Below are 19,283 nucleotides of genomic sequence, written 5' to 3'. Positions count from 1 at the left end.
CGGGTGCGTCACGCCGAGGTGACCGCGCACTCCTCGACGCTCGTCGGCAGGCACGCCCACACGTGCTTGCAGCCGTCGTCGACGTACCAGCCGTGCGCCACCGACAGGCGGGCCACCAGGTAGAGCCCCAGGCCGCCCTTCGACGGGTCCCGCCCGACGGCGGGGGAGGGCATCGTGTCGGCGTCCCGGTCGCTCACGTCGAGCAGCCAGCCGCCGGTGCCGGCGACCACCGTCGCCACCACCGGGGACCGCCCGTGCCGCAGCGCGTTGGAGGCCAGCTCGTCGAAGGCGAGCACCAGTCGGTCCGACGCCGGGTCGTCGGGGTCGCGCGAGAAGCCGAGGGAGCCGAGGTGCTCGCGCAGTCCGGCCCGCGCCCCGGGGAGCTCGGCGACGTCCTCCAGGTCCCATCGCCACAGCTCACCCCGCCCGTCGGGCAGAGGCCGCAGCGGCCACGTGAGTCGGCCCATGTCCTCTCTCCGTCGTGGTCCCGTTCTCGGACGCTCCCGGGGTGCCCAGCCCACCGCCGGCCCAACCGTGTCCCGCGCCGCAGGGTCACTCAGGGGAGGGCAGGCTGACCGTCAGCGCCACCAGCGCGACGTCGTCCTGCGGGGTGCCCTGCAGCAGCCGCGCCAGCAGCTCGTCGCACAGCCGCGGCAGCGGGAGCCCCGCCAGCTCGGCCAGCGTCCGGTGCAGCCGCTCGGTGCCCTCGTCGAGGGTGCTGCCGCGCCGCTCGACCAGCCCGTCGGTGTGCAGCAGCACCGTGGAGCCGGGGGCCAGCGGGACCACGTCCTCCCGCCGCTCCGCGGTCGGGTCGACGCCGAGCAGCAGGTCGGCCTCCTCGTGGGCCAGCGCCGTCACGCCGCCGTCGGGCCGCAGCAGCACCGGCGGCGGGTGGCCGGCGTTCGCCCAGCGCAGCCGCGTGCCCCCGGCCTCCAGCCGGGCGACGGCGGCGGTGGCCAGCGTCCCGGCGTGCATGGCGGCCATCGCCTCGTCCAGGCCGCGCAGCACCTCGGCCGGCCCGCCCCGGCTGGAGTGCGCGATGCCGCGGACCAGGCCGCGCAGCTGGCCCATCGCGGCCGCGGCGGCGGTGTCGTGCCCGACCACGTCGCCGATCACCACCACCGCGTCGCCGTCGGGGTGGGAGAACGCGTCGTACCAGTCCCCGCCGACCCGGGCCGCCTCGGCGGCCGGCACGTAGCGGACCACCAGCTCCACGCCGGGGAAGGCCGGGGGTGCGGTGAGCAGGCTGCGCTGCAGCGCCTCGGCGAGCTGGATCTGGCGGCTCTGCCGGCCCACCCGGTCGATCGCGCGGCCGGCCTGCACGGCCACCGCGCGGGCGGTGGCGTGGTCCTCGGGGGTGGTGAGCCGGCCGGCGTCGAGGTAGAGCGACAGGACGCCGACGGTCCGCGACTCGGCCGGCAGCGGCAGCACCAGCACCGACTCCGCGCGCAGGTCCCGCAGCATCTCCCGCGTCCGCTCGTCGGACATGAGCGCGAGCACCTCGGTCACCGGGGCCGACACCGGTTCCCCCGTGCGCAGCGCCCGCCCCACCGGCGACTCCGGCGGCAGCGTGTCCAGCCGCACCCGCGCGTAGCGGGCCAGCAGGTCGCGGCGCTCGGGGTCGGCGTGCCACGAGCCGACGTCACGCGTGCGGCCCTCCCGGTCGACGACGGTGACCACGCAGCCGTCGGCCAGCACCGGGACGACCAGCCGGGCGAGCCGGCCGAGCGCCGAGACGTCGTCCAGCGCGCCGGACAGCTCCGCGGCGACCCGCACCAGCAACGTCGCGCGGGCCGCGGCCCGGTCGGCGCGCTCCTGCACCGTCCGGCGGCCGGACACGTCGGAGACGGTGAGCGCGAGCCCCTCGGCCGCCCGCGCGGCGCGGACCTCGTACCAGCCGCCGCCGGCCTGCACGGTCACCGGCTCGGCGGAGTCGGCGGCCTCGGCCCCCGCCGAGGCCAGGGCCCGTCCCGCGGTGCCGGGCACCTCGGTGAGCACCTGCCCGAGCAGGTCGGCCTGCGGGTGCCCGAGCAGCCGCTCGGCAGCGGCGTTGAGCCAGGTCAGCCGGCCCTCCGGGTCCAGCGCGAGGACGGCGGCCGGCAGCCGGTCGACGAGCGCGGCCAGCGCCGCCGGGTCGCCGGGCGGGGGCGTGCGGCGGGGGAGGGGGACGGTGGGCTGGGGGCCGGGAGGCACGCCGTACCCGGAGCCGGGGTCGGCGAGCGGATCGGCCATCGTCGGAGGTCCTCCCGGTGCCGTCGGGGCGAGGTCGGCTCCCTCGGACACCACCGTGATCGTGGCGGAGGCGCCCCCGGCTGCCAACCGGCCGACGCGCCGGCGCGTCACCTGTACGGGGCGGTCCGGTACCGGAGGGCGGGTGCGGGTGGGGGCGTGCGGCAGCATGTCCTCCCGTGACCCCGGACGGCCTGGCCCCGCCGCCGAACGACCTGCTGGTGCAGGTCGTCGAGGGCATGCAGCGGCCGCTGTTCGTGCTCGACGAGGACTGGCGCTTCGCCTACGTCAACCCCGCCGGCGCCACCCTGCTCCGGCGCACCGCCGCCGACCTCACCGGCCGCGGCATCTGGGAGGAGTTCCCGGAGGCCGTCGGCGGCCCGTTCGACGAGCTCTACCGGCAGGTCCGCCGCAGCGGGGGGTCGGGCTCCACCGAGGCCTGGTACGCGCCGCTGGACACCTGGTTCCACGCCGACGCCTTCCTCACCGACGCCGGCCTGGTCGTCACCTACGACGACGTCACCGCGCAGCGCCGCGCCGAGGAGGAGCGGGCGGCGGCCACCGCCGCCCGCGAGCAGGCCGCCGCCGCGGCCGCGGAGTCCGCGGCGCGGGCGGAGGACGCGGCCCGCCACCTGGTGCTGCTCGGCGACATCAGCCAGGCCATGACCGCCACCACCGACGTCGACGAGGCCGTGGCCCGGCTCGCCCGCCTCGTCGTCCCGCTGCTGGCCGACTGGTGCCTGGTCAGCGTGGTCGACCCCGACGGCAGCCGCCGCGACGTCGGCCGCGCGCACAGCGACCCCGCGATGGTCGCGGCGATGCACCGCTACGCCGACCTGCGGGTGCGCAGCAACCGGCCCGCGGCGCCGGTGCCCACGGCGCTGGCCAGCGGCCACCCGGTGGTGCTGCGGCACGTCACCGACGACGACGTCCGCGTGATGGTGGCCGACGAGGCCGGCCGCGAGGCGCTGGCGGCGCTGCGGGTCTCCGCCGTCGCCACGTTCCCGCTGCTCGCGCGCGGCGAGCTGTTCGGGGCGTTCACGCTGGTCAACGGCCCGGAGCGGGGACCGCACACCGACGCCGAGCTGCGCACCGCAGAGATCGCCTCGCGCCGGGCGGCGCTGGCCCTCGACAACGCCCGCCTCTCCAGCGCGGCGCAGCAGGTGGCCGAGCGCATGCAGCACAGCCTGCTCTCCCCGCCCGTGCAGCCGGACTCCCTCGAGCTCGCCGTCCGCTACCGGCCGGCCACCCGCGGGGTGTCCATCGGCGGCGACTGGTACGACGCCTTCCTGCAGCCCGACGGCGACACCGTGCTGGTGATCGGCGACGTCATGGGGCACGACATCGAGGCCGCCGCGGCCATGGGGCAGGTCAAGACGCTGGTGCGCGGCATCGCCTTCGACCGGCTGGAGGAGCCGGCCGGGGTGCTGCGCCGGGTCGACCACGCCCTGGTCGGCCTCGCCGTCCCCGCGATGGCCACCGCGCTGGTCTGCCGGGTCGAGCAGGACGCCGCCGAGCGCGCGGCCGGGGTGCGCCGGCTGCGCTGGTCCTCGGCCGGGCACCCGGACCCGATGCTCCTGCTGCCCGACGGCACGGTCCGCGACCTGAGCGCCCCGGTCGGCCCGCCGCTGGGCATCGGCTGGCGCGGCCCGCGCGCCGACGGCGAGGTGCTGGTGCCCGAGGGCGCCACGCTGCTGCTGTTCACCGACGGGCTCTTCGAGCGCCGCGGGGTCCCCCTCGACGAGGGCCGCGACGCGGTGCGCAGGCTGCTGGCCGCCTCCGCCGGCAGGGGACTGTCCGCGCTGTGCGACGACCTGCTGGCCAGCATGCTCGGCGACGGCGTGGAGGACGACGTCGCGGTGCTCGCCGTGCGGGCGCACCCGGTGGGCCGCGAGCGGCCGGCCGAGGCCGGGCCCGAGGTGCTGCCGCCGGTGGTGGGCCGCCCGGCGCGCTGACTAGGTGCGGGCGGCCGCGGCGCGCACCGCGTCGGCGACGGCCGCCACGCCCTGCTCGGCCCACAGGATCGAGTAGTGGTCGGTGCCGGGCACCTCGCGGGCGGTGATGCCCGCCGGCTCCAGACCCAGTCCGGCCAGCCGCACCTCGTCGTAGAACCCGGGCCGCTGGCCGAGCATGCCGGCGGGGGCCCACAGCAGCGTCGCGGGCACCGGCAGGTTCGCCGTCGCCTCGAGCACCCGCTCGTTGAGCAGCACGTCGCCGCCGTCGATGCGCACGGCCGCGGGCACGCAGGCGCTGCGCAGCGGCACCGCGCCGGGGACGAGGTCGCGGGCCAGGTAGGCGGCGACCGCGGGGACGTCGACCCACGGGCCGACGGTGGGGTGCTGCGCCCAGAACGCGCGGACGGCGGCCAGGTCGGGGAACGTCGTCGACAGCCGGTCCAGCGCGGGGCCGAGGACGGCGGCGAGCTTGGCGTCGACGTCGGCGCCGGGCGGCTCGGGCAGCTGCAGGCCGCCGTCGACGAGCACCAGGCCGTGCACCCGGTCGCGGGCGGTGCCGGCGGCGGCCAGGGCCGCGACGAAGGCGCCCATCGAGTGGCCGACGAGGACGGTGGCGTCGGCACCGGCGTCGTCGTCGGCGCCGAAGCGGTCCAGCAGGCCAGCGACGTCCTCGGCGTGCCGCTCCAGGCCGTAGGGGCCGGGCAGCCCGGCCGAGCCGGCGCGGCCGCGCAGGTCCGGCGCCACGACCTCGAACTCCCCGGCCAGCGCCGCGGCCACCGGAGCCCAGGCCAGGGCGTTGGCGGTGATGCCGTGGACGAGGACGGCGATGGGGGAGCCGGGGGCGTCGGCGGCCCAGTGCAGGGCCGCGAGGTCCCCGCCGTCGACCGGGATGCTGATCTGCACGGGCTCGGTCATGCCGCCACCCTGCCCGCTCACACGTCGAGGCGCTCGATCGCGAACGCCAGGAGGAACCCGACGGCGGTGATGACGCCGGTCCAGGTGCGGGTCCGCTCGAAGGCCTCGGGGATCATCGTGTCGGCGACCATGGTCAGGATCGCGCCCGCCGCGACGGCGGTGATGACCGCGACCACCTCGGGCGCGGCGTCGCCGAGGGCCAGGTAGCCGACCAGGGCCGCGACGCCGCTGGCGACCGCGATGCCGCCCCAGACCCCGAAGACGTAGCCCGCCCGCCGACCGCTGGCCTTCATCCCCGCGGCGCTGGAGAGCCCCTCGGGCACGTTGGAGATGACCACCGCGGCCAGCACCGACGGGCTCACCGCACCGCCGCCGAGCAGGCCCAGGCCCAGGACCACGGACTCCGGGACGCCGTCGAGCAGCGCCCCGACGGCGATCGCCGCGCCGCTGCCGGACTGCTCCTCCTCCGAGGGCTGCTTCTGGGACCCCTCGCCGCCGGACCGCTTGCGGTGCTGCGCCCCGCGGCGGGCCAGCAGGGCGTTGGCGCCCAGGTAGGCGAACGCGCCGCCGAGGAACCCGATCGCGGTCGGGCCCAGCCCGCCGGTGTCGGCGGCCTCGGACACGAGGTCGAAGGCGACGGCGGAGATCAGCACCCCGGAGCCGAACGCCATGACCGACGCGATGAGCGTGCGCGGCACCCGCACGAACCAGGCGACCGCCGCGCCCAGCACCAGGGCGGCGCCGCCCAGCAGCCCCCACAGCCCCGCCTCGAGCGCACCCGGCACGGACGGCTGTCTTCCCCCGGTTGCGCTGCTCAACCACCGGGCGGCGGGGCGGGCGGCAGCCGGGCGACGACGGTTCGTGCACCTGCGGTCGTCGCGGGGCCTCCTCGGGCGCGCTGTGTGCACGGACCGCGGTCGCGGCGGCTGCTCCCGCCCTAGCCTCCCCCCGTGCGCACCGACCGAGGGCTGGACCGGTTGACCGCGTTCGTCGACGCCGTGGTGGCCATCGCGATCACCCTGCTGGTCCTGCCGCTGGTCGACGTGCTGCCCTCCGGCGCGCCGCAGGAGTCGCTCGGCGCGCTGCTCGCCGGTGAGTGGCAGCAGTTCCTGGCCTTCGGGCTGAGCTTCTTCGTCATCGCCGAGCTCTGGCTGGCCCACCACCGGCTCGTGGAGCTCGTCGGTGCCTACGACGGCGCGTTCCTCGTGGTGAACCTGCTGTGGGTGCTGAGCATCGTGCTGCTGCCCTTCGCCACCCAGGTGACCGCCGTCTACGGCGCCGACCGGCTCGCGGTCGCCGTCTACGTCGGGACCATGACCCTCACCTCGGCCTGCCAGTCGGCCCTGGCCCTGCTGGTGTCGCGCCGGCCCGCCCTGCGCCGTCCCGGCGTGGACGCCGGCGACGTCGACCCGGCGGCCTCCGCGGTGACCACGGGCCTGTTCGCCGTGGCGCTGCTGCTCGGCGTGCTCTCCCCGGTCCCCAACTACCTGTCCCTGCTGCTGCTGTTCCTGGCCGGCCCCGTCCGGCGGGTGGTGGCGCGCCGTGCGACCGGGGCGGCCTGACGTGCGCGCCCTCGTCTCCACCGGGCCCGGCCGCGTCGCGTGGCAGGAGATGCCCGACCCGCGGGTCGAGCCGCACGGCGCCCTCGTCCGTCCGCTGGCGGTGGCGCGCTGCGACCTCGACGCGCCGATGGCCGCGCTCGGGCTCTTCCCGGGGCCGTACCCGGTCGGCCACGAGGTGGTGGCCGAGGTCGTCGAGGTCGGTGCCGACGTCGCGCTGCGGCCCGGCGTCCGGGTCAGCGTGCCGTTCCAGGTCTCCTGCGGCTCCTGCCGGCCGTGCCGGGCCGGGCGCACCGTGGCGTGCACGACGTACCGGGCCCCGGCCGGCGCGGCGTACGGGTTCGGCGAGCGCGGCGGTGGTCACGGCGGCGCGGTGGCCGACCTGCTCGCCGTCCCGCACGCCGACCACGCGCTGCTCCCCGCGCCGGAGGACCTGCCGGACGCGGCGCTGGCGACGCTGCCGGACAACGCCGTCGACGCCTGGCGCACCGTGGGGCCGCAGCTGCGCGAGCGGCCCGGGGCCAGGGTGCTGGTGCTCGCCGGCGCGGTGCCCTCGATCGGGCTCTACGCCGTCGCGCTCGCCGGTGCCCTCGGTGCCGGGCGGGTGCGCTACGTCGACCGGGACGGGCCGCGGTGCGCGGCGGCGGCCGCGCTGGGCGCCGAGGTGACCCGGCTCGACGGCGACTGGCCGCGCCGGTTCGACCGGGCGGAGGTGGTGGTCGACGGCACCGCCGACCCGGCCGGGCTGGCCTGCGCGGTGCGCTCGACGGAGGACCAGGGGCTGCTGACCGTCGTCGGCATCCTCTTCGGCGACGCCTCGCTGCCGCTGCTGGAGATGTACACCCGCGGGATCACCGTGCACCTGTCCCGCGCCGACTCCCGCCGGCACCTGCCCGAGGTCCTCGCGCTCGCCGCGTCGGGGGTGTTCGACCCGCTCGCCGTCCCCACGACGACCGCGCCGTTCGCCGACGCCGCCGAGGTGTGGCTCCAGCCGGCGACCAAGCTCGTCCTCGTGCGCTGAGCCACCGCCGCCCGCCGAGGCATAGGAAGCTATCCGCACGTCCTGCGCCCGAGAACGTGCGCATAGCTTCCTTTGCCTCGCCCGATCAGTCGGGGTGGCGGAGCAGGTAGCGGCCGAAGTGCGGCACGGTGAAGGCGATCTGGCCGCGCTCGGCGGAGTAGACCAGCCCCTTCTTGATCAGCGAGTCGCGCGCCGGGGACAGCGACGCCGGCTTGCGGCCCAGCGTCGCGGCCACCTCCGACGTCGCCACCGGGGCGCCGGCCGGGCCGCCGAGCTCGGCCATCGCGTGCATGTACTCGCGCTCGGCGGGGGTGGCGCGGTCGTAGCGCGACCCGAAGAACCCGACGGCGAGCTCGGCCTCGGCCACCGGCGCGGCCATCGCGACGTCGGCGGCGGTGATGGGGGAGGCGGCCGCGACGTCCCAGGTGACCTTGCCGTAGGCCTGCACGAAGTACGGGTAGCCGTCGGCGGCGTCGTAGAGGGCGTCGAGCGCGGCCGGCTCGAAGGTGACCTCCTCGCGCTCGGCGGGGGCCAGCAGCGCGCGGTCGGCGGCGGGCCGGTCGAGCCGGTCGATGCGCAGGTAGCGGAAGAGCCGCTCGGAGTAGCTCTTCGACGCCGACAGCACCGCCGGCAGGTGCGGCAGCCCCGCGCCGACGACGATCAGCGGCGCGCCCTGCTGGGACAGCTCGTGGCAGGCGGCGCAGACCGCCGAGACGTCGGCGGGCTGGACGTCCTGCATCTCGTCGACGAACAGCGCGATGCCCCTGCCGACGTCGGCGGCCAGCCCGGCGGCGTCGGTGAGCAGCTCGACGAGGTCGATCTCGATGTCGCCGGAGTCGGCGCGGCCGGTGGCGGCGGGGACGTCGATGCCCGGCTGCCAGCGGTCGCGCACCCTCGCATCGGCCGGGGCCAGCCGCTGGGCGAAGGCCCTGAGCGTGCCGAGGACGGCGTCCATCGACTCCTGGTCGGGGTGGCGCAGCTCGCGCAGCGCCATGTGCAGCGCCGAGGACACCGGCCGGCGCAGCGACTGGTCCGGCCGCGCCTCGATCTTCCCGGTGCCCCACCCGCGGCCGATCGCCGCCGACCGCAGCTGGTTGAGCAGCACGGTCTTGCCGACCCCGCGCAGCCCGGTGAGCACCAGCGAGCGCTCCGGGCGGCCGCGCGCGATCCGCTCCAGGACGACGTCGAAGGCCGACAGCTCGTCGTCGCGGCCGGCCAGCTCGGGCGGCCGCTGGCCGGCGCCCGGGGCGTAGGGGTTCCGCACGGGGTCCACGTCGAGCACCGTATGGCCCCGTCTAGCCGTCGCGGTAGAGATCGGTAGAGCCCGCTACGTCGTGTCGCGGAGCGAGTCCAGGTGTGCCGCGAGCACCGCGCGGGCCCGGTCGGGGGGCAGCGCCGACGGGCGGGTCGCGGAGTGCACGGCCAGCCCGTCGAGGACGGCGTAGAGCCGCTCCCCCTCCAGGTCGGGGTCCAGGCCGGCGCGTGCCTCGCCGCACTCCGTGAGCGCCCGGACGACGGAACCGCAGAACTCCCGCAGCTCGGTGGCCGACCGGTCGCGCAGCCCGGCCAGCCCGGGGTCGACCAGGGCCCGGGCGGTGAGCGCCAGCCAGACCTCGGTCTCGGCCCGCCGCTCCTCGTCGAGGGGGAGGGCCTCCTCGAGCACCCGCAGCAGCCGCGGCACGAGGGGCCCGCCGGCCGTCGCGACCCCCTGCGCCCGCGCCCGGACCCGCTCGATCACCAGGGTCATCGCGAAGTGCAGGAGCTCGTCCTGGGTGGCGAACCAGTGCCGCAGCGAGCCCATCGACGTGCCGGCCTCCCGGGCCACGTTGCGCACCGACGCGCCGGAGACCCCGTCGCGCCGGATCACCCGCCACACCGCCTCGGCGATCTCGCGCCGGCGCTGCTCGGCGTCCACGGTCCTGGGCACGGCCCCGTTCTAGCACGACCGTGCTACCGTCGCCGTACCAGCACAGTCGTGCTGCGAACCGCCGGAGGACCCGTGGACCCCGCCCTGCTGCTGCCGCTGGCCGGCCTGGCCCTCGTGGACAGCACGAGCATCGGCACCCTGGCGCTCCCGCTGTGGCTCATGGCCGCCCCGGGCCGCGTCCGGGTCGGCCGGGTGCTGCTGTTCCTCGGCACCGTCGCCGGGGCCTACCTGCTGCTGGGCGTCGCGCTCGTGCTCGGCGCCGGCGAGCTGCTCGACCCCCTCCGGACCGCGCTCGACAGCACCCCCGGGCGGGCCGTGCTCGTCGGGGTCGGCGTCGTCCTGGTCGTCCTCGGCCTGACCGTCGAGCCGTGGACGCGGGCGGGCAAGGAGCGGCGGCGCGCCGCACGGGCCGCCCGGGGACCGGGCCGGCTGGCGCGCTGGCGCGAGCGCGCCCGCGGCGACGGGCCGCCCGGCGCCGTCGTGGTGCTCGCCGCGACCGCCGTGGGGATCGAGGCGGTCTCCATGGTCCCGTACCTGGCCGCGATCGCCCTGCTCGTCACCGCGGGTACCGGCGCGGGCACCGCCGTCGCGGTCCTGGCCGGCTACTGCCTGGTCATGGTCCTGCCCGCCCTCGTGCTGCTGGGCGCCCGCGTCGCCCTGCACGACCGGCTCACCCCGGCCCTGGCCCGGATGGAGGCGTGGCTGTCGCGCAACGCGGGGGAGGCGACGGCCTGGGTGCTGGTCCTGCTCGGCGTCTACCTCGTCTCCGACGCCCTGCCGCTGCGCTGATCCCCGACCGGCCTCCAGGGCTCTCTGGTGCCGACCCGAGACGGACCTGGAGACGCCGAGAGCGAGGGGACTGCCAGGGAGCGCCGCTAGCGTGGCGCCGTGATCAGGTTCGCGCTCAAGGTCGTCGTCATGGCCCTGGCCTTCTACGGCCTCACGCGGCTGCTGCCGGGCATCGAGGTCGAGGGCAACGAGAACGGCGCCCTGGGGGTGAGCGGCACCTTCCTCTGGGTCGCGCTCGTCTTCGCGGTGGTCAACGCCGTGGTCGGGCCGATCCTGCGGTTCCTGTCCTTCCCCGCGATCCTGCTCAGCCTCGGGCTGTTCCTGCTGGTCGTGAACGCGGCCCTGCTCGGGCTCACCGCCTGGCTGTCGGACCGGCTGTCGGTCGACGGGTTCGGCACCGCGGTCCTCGGGGGCCTGGTGCTCGCCGTCGTCGGGTGGGCCGCCGACCTCGTGCTCGACCGGGGCTGACCGCCGCGGCGCGCCGGTCGGGTGACCTACCGCTGACGCGCGCCCGCAGCCGCAGTAGTTTCGCTGTACATGAGCACCGACGCCGTGGACACCGTCGTCCCCGGTCGACCGGAGGACGAGGTCCCGCCCGGACTGGTCGCCCTCGAGGCGGCCAACGACCGCAAACGGGCACTGCTGACCGAGGCCGCCGGCGTCGCCGCCGACACCCTCGACGAGGGGCCGGGGCTGCCGGCCGGCTGCGGCCGGACCGACCTCCCGGCGCTGCTGCAGCGCTACTACTGGAGCGAGCCGCCCGCCGAGGTCCTCGGCCACGCCCCGGCCGACCTCGCCGCGCTGGCGCTGCGTCACCTGCGGGTGGCCGCCGTCCGCGCGCAGGGCGCCGCCACCGTCGTCGTCGAGCGGCTCGACGACGGCCGCGGCCTGCTGCTCACCGTCACCGACGACATGCCCTTCCTCGTCGACTCGGTCACCGCCGAGGTGGTCCGGCAGGGCGTGGGCCTGCAGCACGTGGTGCACCCGGTGGTGGTGGTCCGCCGCGACGTCTCCGGGGGCCTGCGCGCCTTCTGCAACAGCGGCGGCACCGAGGCCGCCGACTGCGGGCCCGACGCGCTGGCCGAGTCGTGGATGGCCGTCGTCCTCGACGGCCCGCTCGACGACGAGGCCGCCGACGACCTGGTCGCCGGGCTGCGCACCGTGCTGGCCGACGTCCGGGCGGTCGACGAGGACGCGCCGCGCATCGCCGCCCGCGCGCTGGAGCTGGCCACCCGGCTGGAGGAGATCGGCACCCTCGACACCGCCGACCCCGCCGACGACCCCGCCGAGGTCGCCGCCCTGCTGCGCTGGCTGGCCGACGGCAACCTCGTGCTGCTCGGGGCCCGCGAGGTGGAGGTCGGGACGACGACGCGCGCCGTCCCCGGGTCCGGCCTGGGCGTGCTGCGCAGCGACACCGCCGCGGGCCTGCCCGAGGCCGCCGGGCCGCTCGGACCGGCGCTGGTGACCGTCACCAAGGCCGACATCCGCTCCACCGTGCACCGGCGCGCCTGGCTGGACCTCGTCGCGGTCACCCTCCCCGGCCCCGACGGCGGCCCGGCCCGCCAGCACCGCCTGGTCGGGCTGTTCCCGACCACCGCCGCTGCGACCGGCGTGCGCGACGTGCCGCTGGTGCGCCGCCGGGTCGAGGAGGTCGTGACCGGCTCCGGCGTGCCGGCCGACAGCCACACCGGCAAGGAGCTCGTCGGCGTGCTGGAGACCCTGCCGCGCGACGAGCTGTTCCAGGCCTCGGCCGGCGTGCTGCTGCCCGTGGCGATGGCCGTGCTGCACCTGCAGGAGCGCCGCCGGACCCGGCTGTTCCTGCGCCGCGACCCCTACGACCGGTTCTGGTCGGCGCTGGTCTACGTGCCGCGCGACCGCTACACGACCGAGGTCCGGCTGGCGATGCAGCAGATCCTGCTGTCCCGGCTCGGCGGCCGCGAGATCGAGTTCAGCGCCTACTCCACCGAGTCCGTGCTCACCCGGCTGCACTTCGTCGTGCGGGTGCCGGTCGCCCGCGGCGGTGCGCCCACGCTGCCCGGCGTCGACGTCGACCTGCTGCAGCGGGAGCTGGCGGCCGTCGCCCGCAGCTGGACCGACGACCTCTCCGACGCCCTCGGCGAGCGGTACGGCGCCGAGGCCGAGCAGGTGCTGTCCCGGGTGGCCGACGCCTTCCCGGCCGCCTACCAGGACGACTTCCCCGCGACGACGGCCGTGGAGGACCTCGCCCGCCTCCACGCGCTCGCGCCGGGCGAGCTGGGGCTGCGGCTGCGCCGTCCCCGGGGCGCCGACGCCGCCGAGCCGCGGCTGACCGTCTACCGGGTGGGGGAGCGGCTGCTGCTCTCCGACGTGCTGCCGGTGCTGCAGCACATGGGCGTCGACGTCGTCGACGAGCGGCCCTACGAGATCGACCGGATCGGCGCCCGGCCGGCGTGGATCTACGACTTCGGCCTGACCGCGCCCGGCGGGGAGCTGCCGTTCCCGGGCTCGCTGCCCGAGCGGTTCACCGAGGCCGTGGCGGCGGTCTGGCGCGGCGACGCCGAGGACGACGGCCTGGGTGCGCTGGTGCTGCTGGCCGGGCTGAACTGGCGCCAGGTCACCGTGGTGCGCGCCTACGTGCAGTGGCTGCGCCAGGCCGGCCTGCCCTTCGGCATGTCCTACGTCGAGTCGGTGCTGGCCGGGCACCCCGACGTCGTCGCCCGGCTGGTCGCGCTGTTCGAGACCCGCTTCTCGCCCGACCGCGAGGCCGGCCGCGCCGCCCGGCAGGAGGACCTCGCCGCGTCGCTGCGCGAGTCGATCGGCCGGGTCGAGTCCCTCGACGCCGACCGGGTGCTCACCAGCCTGCTGGCCGCCGTGCTCGCCACCCAGCGCACCACCTACTACGCGGGCGGGCCGCTGGCGATCAAGCTCGACCCGCACGCCGTCCCCGACCTGCCCGAGCCGCGGCCGGCCCGCGAGGTGTTCGTCAGCTCGCCGCGGGTGATGGGCGTGCACCTGCGCTTCGGCGCGGTCGCGCGCGGCGGCCTGCGCTGGTCCGACCGCCGCGAGGACCTGCGCACCGAGGTCCTCGGCCTGGTCAAGGCCCAGATGGTGAAGAACACCGTCATCGTCCCGACCGGTGCCAAGGGCGGCTTCGTCGTCCGGAACCCGCCCCCCGAGGGCGCCTCCCGCGAGGAGGTCCAGGCCGAGGGGCAGGCCTGCTACCGGCTGTTCATCGGCGCCCTGCTCTCGCTCACCGACGACATCGTCGGCGGGCGGGTGCAGCCCCCGCCGCGGGTCGTCCGGCACGACGGCGACGACGCCTACCTCGTCGTCGCGGCCGACAAGGGGACGGCGACGTTCTCCGACATCGCCAACGCCGTTGCCGTCGAGCGCGGGTTCTGGCTGGGCGACGCCTTCGCCTCCGGCGGCTCGGTGGGCTACGACCACAAGGCCATGGGCATCACGGCCCGCGGCGCGTGGGAGTCGGTGACCCGCCACTTCCGCGAGCTCGACGTCGACGTGCAGAGCCAGGACTTCACCGTCGTCGGCATCGGGGACATGTCCGGCGACGTGTTCGGCAACGGCATGCTGCTGTCCGAGCACATCCGGCTGGTGGCGGCCTTCGACCACCGGCACGTCTTCGTCGACCCCGACCCGGACGCCGCGACGTCGTTCGCCGAGCGCCGGCGGCTGTTCGACCTGCCGCGCTCCTCGTGGGCCGACTACGACACCGCGCTGATCAGCGCCGGGGGAGGGGTGTGGCCGCGCACGGCGAAGGCGATCCCGGTGAGCGAGCCGATGCGCGCCGCGCTGGGCCTCGACGACGACGTCGACACCCTCACCCCGCCGGAGCTGGTGCGGGCGGTGCTGCTCGCGCCGGTGGACCTGCTGTTCAACGGCGGCATCGGCACCTACGTGAAGGCGGCCACCGAGAGCCACGTCGACGTCGGCGACAAGGCCAACGACGCCGTCCGGGTCGACGGCGGGCAGCTGCGGGTGCGGGTCGTGGGGGAGGGCGGCAACCTCGGCCTCACCCAGCGGGGCCGGGTCGAGTACGCGCTGGCCGGCGGCCGGGTGAACACCGACGCCATCGACAACTCCGCCGGCGTGGACACCTCCGACCACGAGGTGAACATCAAGATCGCCCTCAACGGGGTGGTCGACGCCGGGCAGCTCGACGCCGAGGGCCGGGCGGCGCTGCTGGAGGAGATGACCGACGAGGTCGCCACCGCCGTCCTCACCGACAACCACGCGCAGAACGCCACCCTGGCCGCCGAGGTGGCCGGGGCGCGCAGCCTGCTCGACGCGCACGAGCGGTTCATCCGGCACCTCGAGCGCTCGGGCCGGCTGGTGCGGGCGGTGGAGGCGCTGCCCGACGACCGGGCCCTGGCCCAGCGGCGCCGGGACGGGCACGCGCTGACCAGCCCGGAGCTGTCGGTGCTGCTGGCCTACGCCAAGCTCGAGGTCAACGACGCCGTCCTGGCCTCCGACCTGCCCGACGACCCGGCGCTGGCCCGGCTGCTGCGCGACTACTTCCCCGCGCCGCTGCGCGAGCGGTTCCCCGCGGCGGTCGACGCCCACCCGCTGCGCCGGGAGATCGTCGCCACCGCGCTGACCAACCGGGCGGTGAACACCGCGGGGGTGACGGGGGTCTTCCGGCTGGCCGAGGAGACCGGCCTGGACCTCGCCTCGGTGGTGCGGGCGCACGCGGTGGCCCGGGCGGTGTTCGAGGTCGACCGGCTGTGGGACGCCGTCCGGCCGCTGGACAACCGGGTGCCCGCGCCGGTGCAGGTCGAGCTGCGGGTCGAGGCGACGCGCCTGGCCGAGCGGGCGGCGCGGTGGCTGCTGCGCCTGCCCGAGCTGGCCGGCCGCCCGGCGGTGGGCATCACCGCCGTGACCGAGCGGTTCGCCGCGCCGGTGGCCGCCGTGCGCGCGGGTCTGCCGGGCTGGCTGCTCGGTGACGAGGCGGCCGCCTACGCCGCGCGCGCCGAGGAGCTGCGCGCCGCCGGGGTGCCCACCGACCTGGCCGGGGAGCTGGCCGCGGCGGCGCTGCTGCCCGCGGCGCTGGACCTCGCCGTCGTCGCCGAGCGCACCGGAGCGCCGATCGAGCTCGTCGGGCGGGTGGCGCAGGAGCTGGCCGACCGGCTGTCGCTGGTGCCGCTGCGTGAGCTGGTGATCGCCCTGCCGCGGGACCGGCGCTGGCCGTCGATGGCGCGCGCCGCGCTGCGCGACGACCTCGCCGCCGAGCAGGCCGAGCTGGCCGTGGAGGTGCTGTCCGGGCGGAGCGGCTCCGACGCGGCCCGGCTGGTGGCGGACTGGGTCGGCGGCTGGGACGCCCCGCAGCGCCGCGCGGCCGCGCAGCTCGCCGACATCGCCGCCGGCGACCGGCACGAGCTGCCCGAGCTGGTGGTCGCCGTCCGCACGCTGCGGGGGCTGCGCGGCCGCTGAGGAGTGCCTCCCGCGAGTTGATCATCGGCTGCGTGCCGCTCGCGTCGGCGTGTCCGCGCGTGTCCCGTGCACGTATCCGATGATCAACGGCCGTGCAGGCGCCCGTCACCCGCCGGACACCTGCGCCGCCGACGCTGGCCCCCGGACACACCGGACCACCCGGGAGGCCCCGATGACCACCCCGACCGCCGCCCGCCCCGCCCTGACGCCGGTGCTGGCCCGCACCGCCGTCCGTGCCGCCACCGCGACCTGGGGCGGGGACCGCCGCCGGGAGCGCCTGCGGGTCCGCACCGCGGCGGAGCTGCTGTGCGCCCGGGGGTTGCGGGTGCGGGTCGTCCCCTCACCGGTCGCGTGGCCGCGCGGCCCCCGCCTCGTCGTCGCCAACGCCGCCGGCTGGACCGACGTGCTGGCGCTGGCCACCGTCGTCCCCGGCACGCCGGTGGTCGACGCCGGCCTCGTCGACACCGCGCTGCTGCGCGCGCTGACCCGCCGCGGCGGCCTGCTCGTCGACGACGGCAGCGGCGCCGTGCGCGGCGAGGTCGCCGAGCTGCTGCGCCGCGGCGCCACGGTCACCACCCACCCCGGCGGTACGGCGACCGACGGCGAGCCGGGCCGGTTCCGCGCCCGCGCGCTCGCCGCCGCCGTCGACGCCGGGGCGCCCGTCTGCCCGGTCGCCGTGCGGCACGCCGACGGCGGCCGCGTCGTCGAGGTGCACCTGCTGCCGGCCCTGCAGCCGGGCACCGACCCCCGCCCGCTCGCCGCGCTGGCCGAGTACGCCGTCGCCCACGTGCTGGAGGCCGGCGGGACCGGGTCCCCGGTGCCGGGCGCCGCGCCGCGCCGGCGCAGGACTGTCCGCGCCCGTGCCGGGTACGGCCGCGGACGTCCCTGACCCGACCGGGAGGAGGCTCCCGTGCAGCCCGACACCCTGGTGGATCGCGATGACGACGACGGTGCCGACAGCGGGCCCCCGATCCGGGTACCGGCGAAGGCCGAGGTCGTCGACCTGTCGAAGTGGCGGCTCAACGCGCTCCCCGACGAGAACAGCGACGAGGACTGGGACGACGACCGCGAGCTGTTCGGGCCCGACGGCCTGCGGGTGGAGACCTGGCGCGAGGGCTACCCCTACACCGAGCGCATGGAGCGCCGGGAGTACGAGATCGAGAAGCGCCGGCTGCAGATCGAGCTGCTCAAGCTGCAGGGCTGGGTGAAGGACACCGGCCAGAAGCTGGTCATCGTCTTCGAGGGCCGCGACGCCGCCGGCAAGGGCGGCACGATCAAGCGCTTCACCGAGCACCTCAACCCGCGCGGCGCCCGCGTCGTCGCGCTGGACAAGCCCTCGGAGCGCGAGCAGAACCAGTGGTACTTCCAGCGCTACGTGCAGCACCTGCCGGCGTCCGGCGAGATCGTGCTGTTCGACCGGTCTTGGTACAACCGCGCCGGCGTCGAGCGGGTCATGGGCTACTGCACCGAGGAGCAGTACCAGCAGTTCCTCGTCCAGGCCCCCGAGCTCGAGCGGATGTTCGTCGACAGCGGTGTGCTGCTGTTCAAGCTGTGGTTCTCGGTCTCCCGCGGCGAGCAGCGCTCCCGGTTCATCGTGCGTCAGATCGACCCGGTGCGGCAGTGGAAGCTCTCGCCCACCGACCTCGCCAGCCTCGACAAGTGGGACGCCTACACCGAGGCCAAGGAGGCGATGTTCCTGCACACCGACACCGCGCACGCGCCGTGGACGGTGATCAAGAGCAACGACAAGAAGCGGGCCCGCCTCGAGGCGATGCGCCACGTGCTGTGCCGGCTGGACTACGACGGCAAGGACTGCGACGTCGTCGGCGACCCCGACCCGCTCATCGTGGGCTCGGCCGCCGACGTGCTGGAGGAGTCCTCCGACACCCCGGTGGCCCCGCCGCTGCCGCGGTACGCGCGCCGCTGACGACGCCGCCCAGCCGCTCGATGCCGCCGTCTGCGGCTCTCTAGCCGGGGAACTAGAGAGCCGCAGACGGCCTCAGAGGACCGGACGACGGCGGCCGAAGCCGGTGGCCTGCTCGATCGCGTGGGCGATCTCCAGCAGCCGCCGGTCCGCGCGGGGGGCGGCGACCAGCTGCAGGCCCACCGGCAGCCCGTCGGCCGTGAACCCGCCGGGGAGTGACAGCGCGGGGCAGCCGGTGGCCGACACCAGCGTGCAGGAGCGCATCCAGCCCAGGTAGTCCGCCTGCGGCACGCCGGCCACCTCCGCGGGGTACTCCTGCTCGACGGGGAACGGCAGCACCTGCGTCGTCGGGGCGAGCAGCACGTCGTACTCCCCGAAGAAGCGCACGACCTCCTCGTACAGCCGGGTGTGCGCCGTCTCCGCGCGGGCGACGTCGGCACCGGTGAGCGCCGCCCCGACCGCGGCGTTGCCGCGGATGGCCGCCTTGACCTGGTCCGGCGAGCGGCGGACGGCCTCACCGAAGGTGGCCTCGAACAGCCAGCCGCGCAGGGTGCCGAACACCTCGTCGGCCTCGCGCAGGTCGGGACAGGCCTCGGTGACGACGCCGCCGAGCGACTCGACCACCGGCAGCACCTCGCGCAGCACCGCGGGGATGGCCGGGTCGACCGGGACCAGGCCGCCGAGGTCGGGGGTCCAGGCCACCCGCAGGCCGCGCAGGTCCTCCGGCAGCGGCGCCGCGAAGCCCGCCGGGTCGTCGGCCAGCGCGATCGGCACCCGCGGGTCGGGCCCGGCGATCGCGGAGAGGACCAGGGCGACGTCGGCCACCGTGCGGCCCATCGGCCCCTGCACCGACAGCGTCGACCAGCCCATCGCGGCCGGCCAGGTCGGCACCCGGCCGGGGGTGGGCCGCAGCCCCACCACGTTGCAGAAGGCGGCCGGGTTGCGCAGCGAGCCGCCCATGTCGCTGCCCTCGGCCACCGGCACCAGCCCGGCGGCCAGCGCCGCGGCCGCCCCGCCGCTGGAGCCCCCCGCCGACAGCCCGTGCCGGTAGGGGTTGTGGGTGGCGCCGAAGAGCGGGTTGAAGGTGTGCGAGCCGGCGGCGAACTCGGGCACGTTGGTCTTGCCCACCCGGACCGCCCCGGCCCGCCGCAGCCGCTCGACGACGAGCTCGTCGCGCGCGGGCACCGTCTCCGCGTGCAGCGGCGAGCCCCAGGTGGTGCGCATGCCGCCGGTGGCGTGGGTGTCCTTGTGCGCCGCGGGCAGCCCGTGCAGCGGGCCGACCTGCTCGCCGGCGGCCAGCGCGGCGTCGGCGGCGTCGGCGGCGGCCCGGGCGCCCTCGGCGTCGAGGGTGACGATCGCGTTGACCTGCGGGTCGACCCGCTCGATGCGTGCCAGGTGGGCCTCGAGCAGCTCGCGCGCCGAGACCTCGCGCGTGCGGACGAGGGCGGCCAGCTCGGTGGCCGGGCGCAGGCAGAGGTCGTCGCCGGGAGGGGCCGGGGTGTCGCGGGTCACCCGGGGAGGGTGCCACGTCGGTGCA

General features: G+C 76.8%; 15 protein-coding genes. 8 read left to right on the top strand and 7 right to left on the bottom strand.

The genetic code is table 11. The features are described 5' to 3' along the window. Nucleotides 1–8: 8 nt before the first annotated feature. Complete coding sequence (locus ACI780_RS04265; protein ID WP_457000997.1) at nt 9–467, bottom strand: ATP-binding protein; 459 nt, start codon at nt 465–467, stop codon at nt 9–11. Nucleotides 468–552: 85 nt separating this feature from the next. Next, on the bottom strand, nt 553–2,232 hold the full coding sequence (locus ACI780_RS04260; RefSeq protein ID WP_457000995.1) for a SpoIIE family protein phosphatase: 1,680 nt from the start codon (nt 2,230–2,232) through the stop codon (nt 553–555). A gap of 176 nt (nt 2,233–2,408) precedes the next feature. Between ACI780_RS04260 and ACI780_RS04255 the strand changes: the two genes are divergently transcribed. Beyond that, nucleotides 2,409–4,184 carry a SpoIIE family protein phosphatase gene (locus ACI780_RS04255; protein WP_456871638.1) on the top strand — a complete coding sequence of 592 codons (1,776 nt, stop codon included), beginning with the start codon at nt 2,409–2,411 and terminating at the stop codon, nt 4,182–4,184. Here the strand turns inward: ACI780_RS04255 and ACI780_RS04250 are convergent, their stop codons facing one another. Together ACI780_RS04250 and ACI780_RS04245 are read right to left on the bottom strand one after the other, a co-directional pair. After that, nucleotides 4,185–5,099 (bottom strand): alpha/beta fold hydrolase, encoded by a 915-nt coding sequence (locus ACI780_RS04250; RefSeq protein WP_457000992.1) that lies wholly within the window; start codon nt 5,097–5,099, stop codon nt 4,185–4,187. Nucleotides 5,100–5,116: 17 nt separating this feature from the next. Continuing rightward, nucleotides 5,117–5,884: a ZIP family metal transporter gene (locus ACI780_RS04245; protein WP_456871640.1), complete on the bottom strand. Its 768-nt coding sequence runs from the start codon at nt 5,882–5,884 to the stop codon at nt 5,117–5,119. Nucleotides 5,885–6,049: 165 nt separating this feature from the next. On the opposite strand from ACI780_RS04245, the gene ACI780_RS04240 reads away from it, so the two are divergent. Then, nucleotides 6,050–6,661, top strand: coding sequence for a TMEM175 family protein (locus ACI780_RS04240; protein ID WP_456871641.1), 612 nt, complete (start codon nt 6,050–6,052; stop codon nt 6,659–6,661). Between the two features lies 1 nt (nt 6,662). Next, nucleotides 6,663–7,679: an alcohol dehydrogenase catalytic domain-containing protein gene (locus ACI780_RS04235; RefSeq protein ID WP_457000989.1), complete on the top strand. Its 1,017-nt coding sequence runs from the start codon at nt 6,663–6,665 to the stop codon at nt 7,677–7,679. An 85-nt stretch (nt 7,680–7,764) separates the two neighbouring features. On the opposite strand, the gene ACI780_RS04230 is transcribed toward ACI780_RS04235, so the two are convergent. Both ACI780_RS04230 and ACI780_RS04225 read right to left on the bottom strand, forming a co-directional pair. Further along, on the bottom strand, nt 7,765–8,952 hold the full coding sequence (locus ACI780_RS04230) for an AAA family ATPase (protein WP_457000987.1): 1,188 nt from the start codon (nt 8,950–8,952) through the stop codon (nt 7,765–7,767). A gap of 54 nt (nt 8,953–9,006) precedes the next feature. Next, nucleotides 9,007–9,606, bottom strand: a complete 600-nt coding sequence (locus ACI780_RS04225; protein WP_456871644.1) for a TetR/AcrR family transcriptional regulator — start codon at nt 9,604–9,606, stop codon at nt 9,007–9,009. A 72-nt stretch (nt 9,607–9,678) separates the two neighbouring features. On the opposite strand from ACI780_RS04225, the gene ACI780_RS04220 reads away from it, so the two are divergent. The 5 genes from ACI780_RS04220 (at nt 9,679) to ppk2 (ending at nt 17,749) form a co-directional block, all read left to right on the top strand. Beyond that, nucleotides 9,679–10,395, top strand: a complete 717-nt coding sequence (locus ACI780_RS04220; protein WP_456871645.1) for a GAP family protein — start codon at nt 9,679–9,681, stop codon at nt 10,393–10,395. A 99-nt stretch (nt 10,396–10,494) separates the two neighbouring features. After that, the gene (locus tag ACI780_RS04215) at nt 10,495–10,863 is read left to right on the top strand and encodes a phage holin family protein (RefSeq protein ID WP_457000984.1); all 369 of its coding nucleotides are present in this window, start codon (nt 10,495–10,497) and stop codon (nt 10,861–10,863) included. A gap of 69 nt (nt 10,864–10,932) precedes the next feature. Further along, on the top strand, nt 10,933–15,822 hold the full coding sequence (locus tag ACI780_RS04210) for an NAD-glutamate dehydrogenase (RefSeq protein ID WP_457000982.1): 4,890 nt from the start codon (nt 10,933–10,935) through the stop codon (nt 15,820–15,822). Between the two features lie 172 nt (nt 15,823–15,994). After that, nucleotides 15,995–16,711 (top strand): 1-acyl-sn-glycerol-3-phosphate acyltransferase, encoded by a 717-nt coding sequence (locus tag ACI780_RS04205; RefSeq protein WP_457000980.1) that lies wholly within the window; start codon nt 15,995–15,997, stop codon nt 16,709–16,711. Nucleotides 16,712–16,732: 21 nt separating this feature from the next. Then, a complete protein-coding gene (ppk2, locus tag ACI780_RS04200) occupies nt 16,733–17,749 on the top strand; it encodes a polyphosphate kinase 2 (protein WP_456871650.1) in 1,017 nt (338 codons plus the stop codon). A 72-nt stretch (nt 17,750–17,821) separates the two neighbouring features. Here ppk2 and ACI780_RS04195 read toward each other — a convergent pair whose 3' ends face one another. Beyond that, nucleotides 17,822–19,258: an amidase gene (locus ACI780_RS04195; protein WP_457000978.1), complete on the bottom strand. Its 1,437-nt coding sequence runs from the start codon at nt 19,256–19,258 to the stop codon at nt 17,822–17,824. Nucleotides 19,259–19,283 lie beyond the last annotated feature (25 nt).

The sequence above is a fragment of the Geodermatophilus sp. SYSU D00814 genome (assembly GCF_054050055.1).
This window is presented reverse-complemented; position numbering and strand designations above follow the sequence as displayed.

Bases quoted from the DNA above. Each gene is read 5' to 3' on its own strand.
- ACI780_RS04265 (WP_457000997.1), bottom strand. From the start codon at position 467: ATGGGCCGACTCACGTGGCCGCTGCGGCCTCTGCCCGACGGGCGGGGT.
- ACI780_RS04260 (WP_457000995.1), bottom strand. From the start codon at position 2,232: ATGGCCGATCCGCTCGCCGACCCCGGCTCCGGGTACGGCGTGCCTCCC.
- ACI780_RS04250 (WP_457000992.1), bottom strand. From the start codon at position 5,099: ATGACCGAGCCCGTGCAGATCAGCATCCCGGTCGACGGCGGGGACCTC.
- ACI780_RS04210 (WP_457000982.1), top strand. From the start codon at position 10,933: ATGAGCACCGACGCCGTGGACACCGTCGTCCCCGGTCGACCGGAGGAC.
- ACI780_RS04205 (WP_457000980.1), top strand. From the start codon at position 15,995: ATGACCACCCCGACCGCCGCCCGCCCCGCCCTGACGCCGGTGCTGGCC.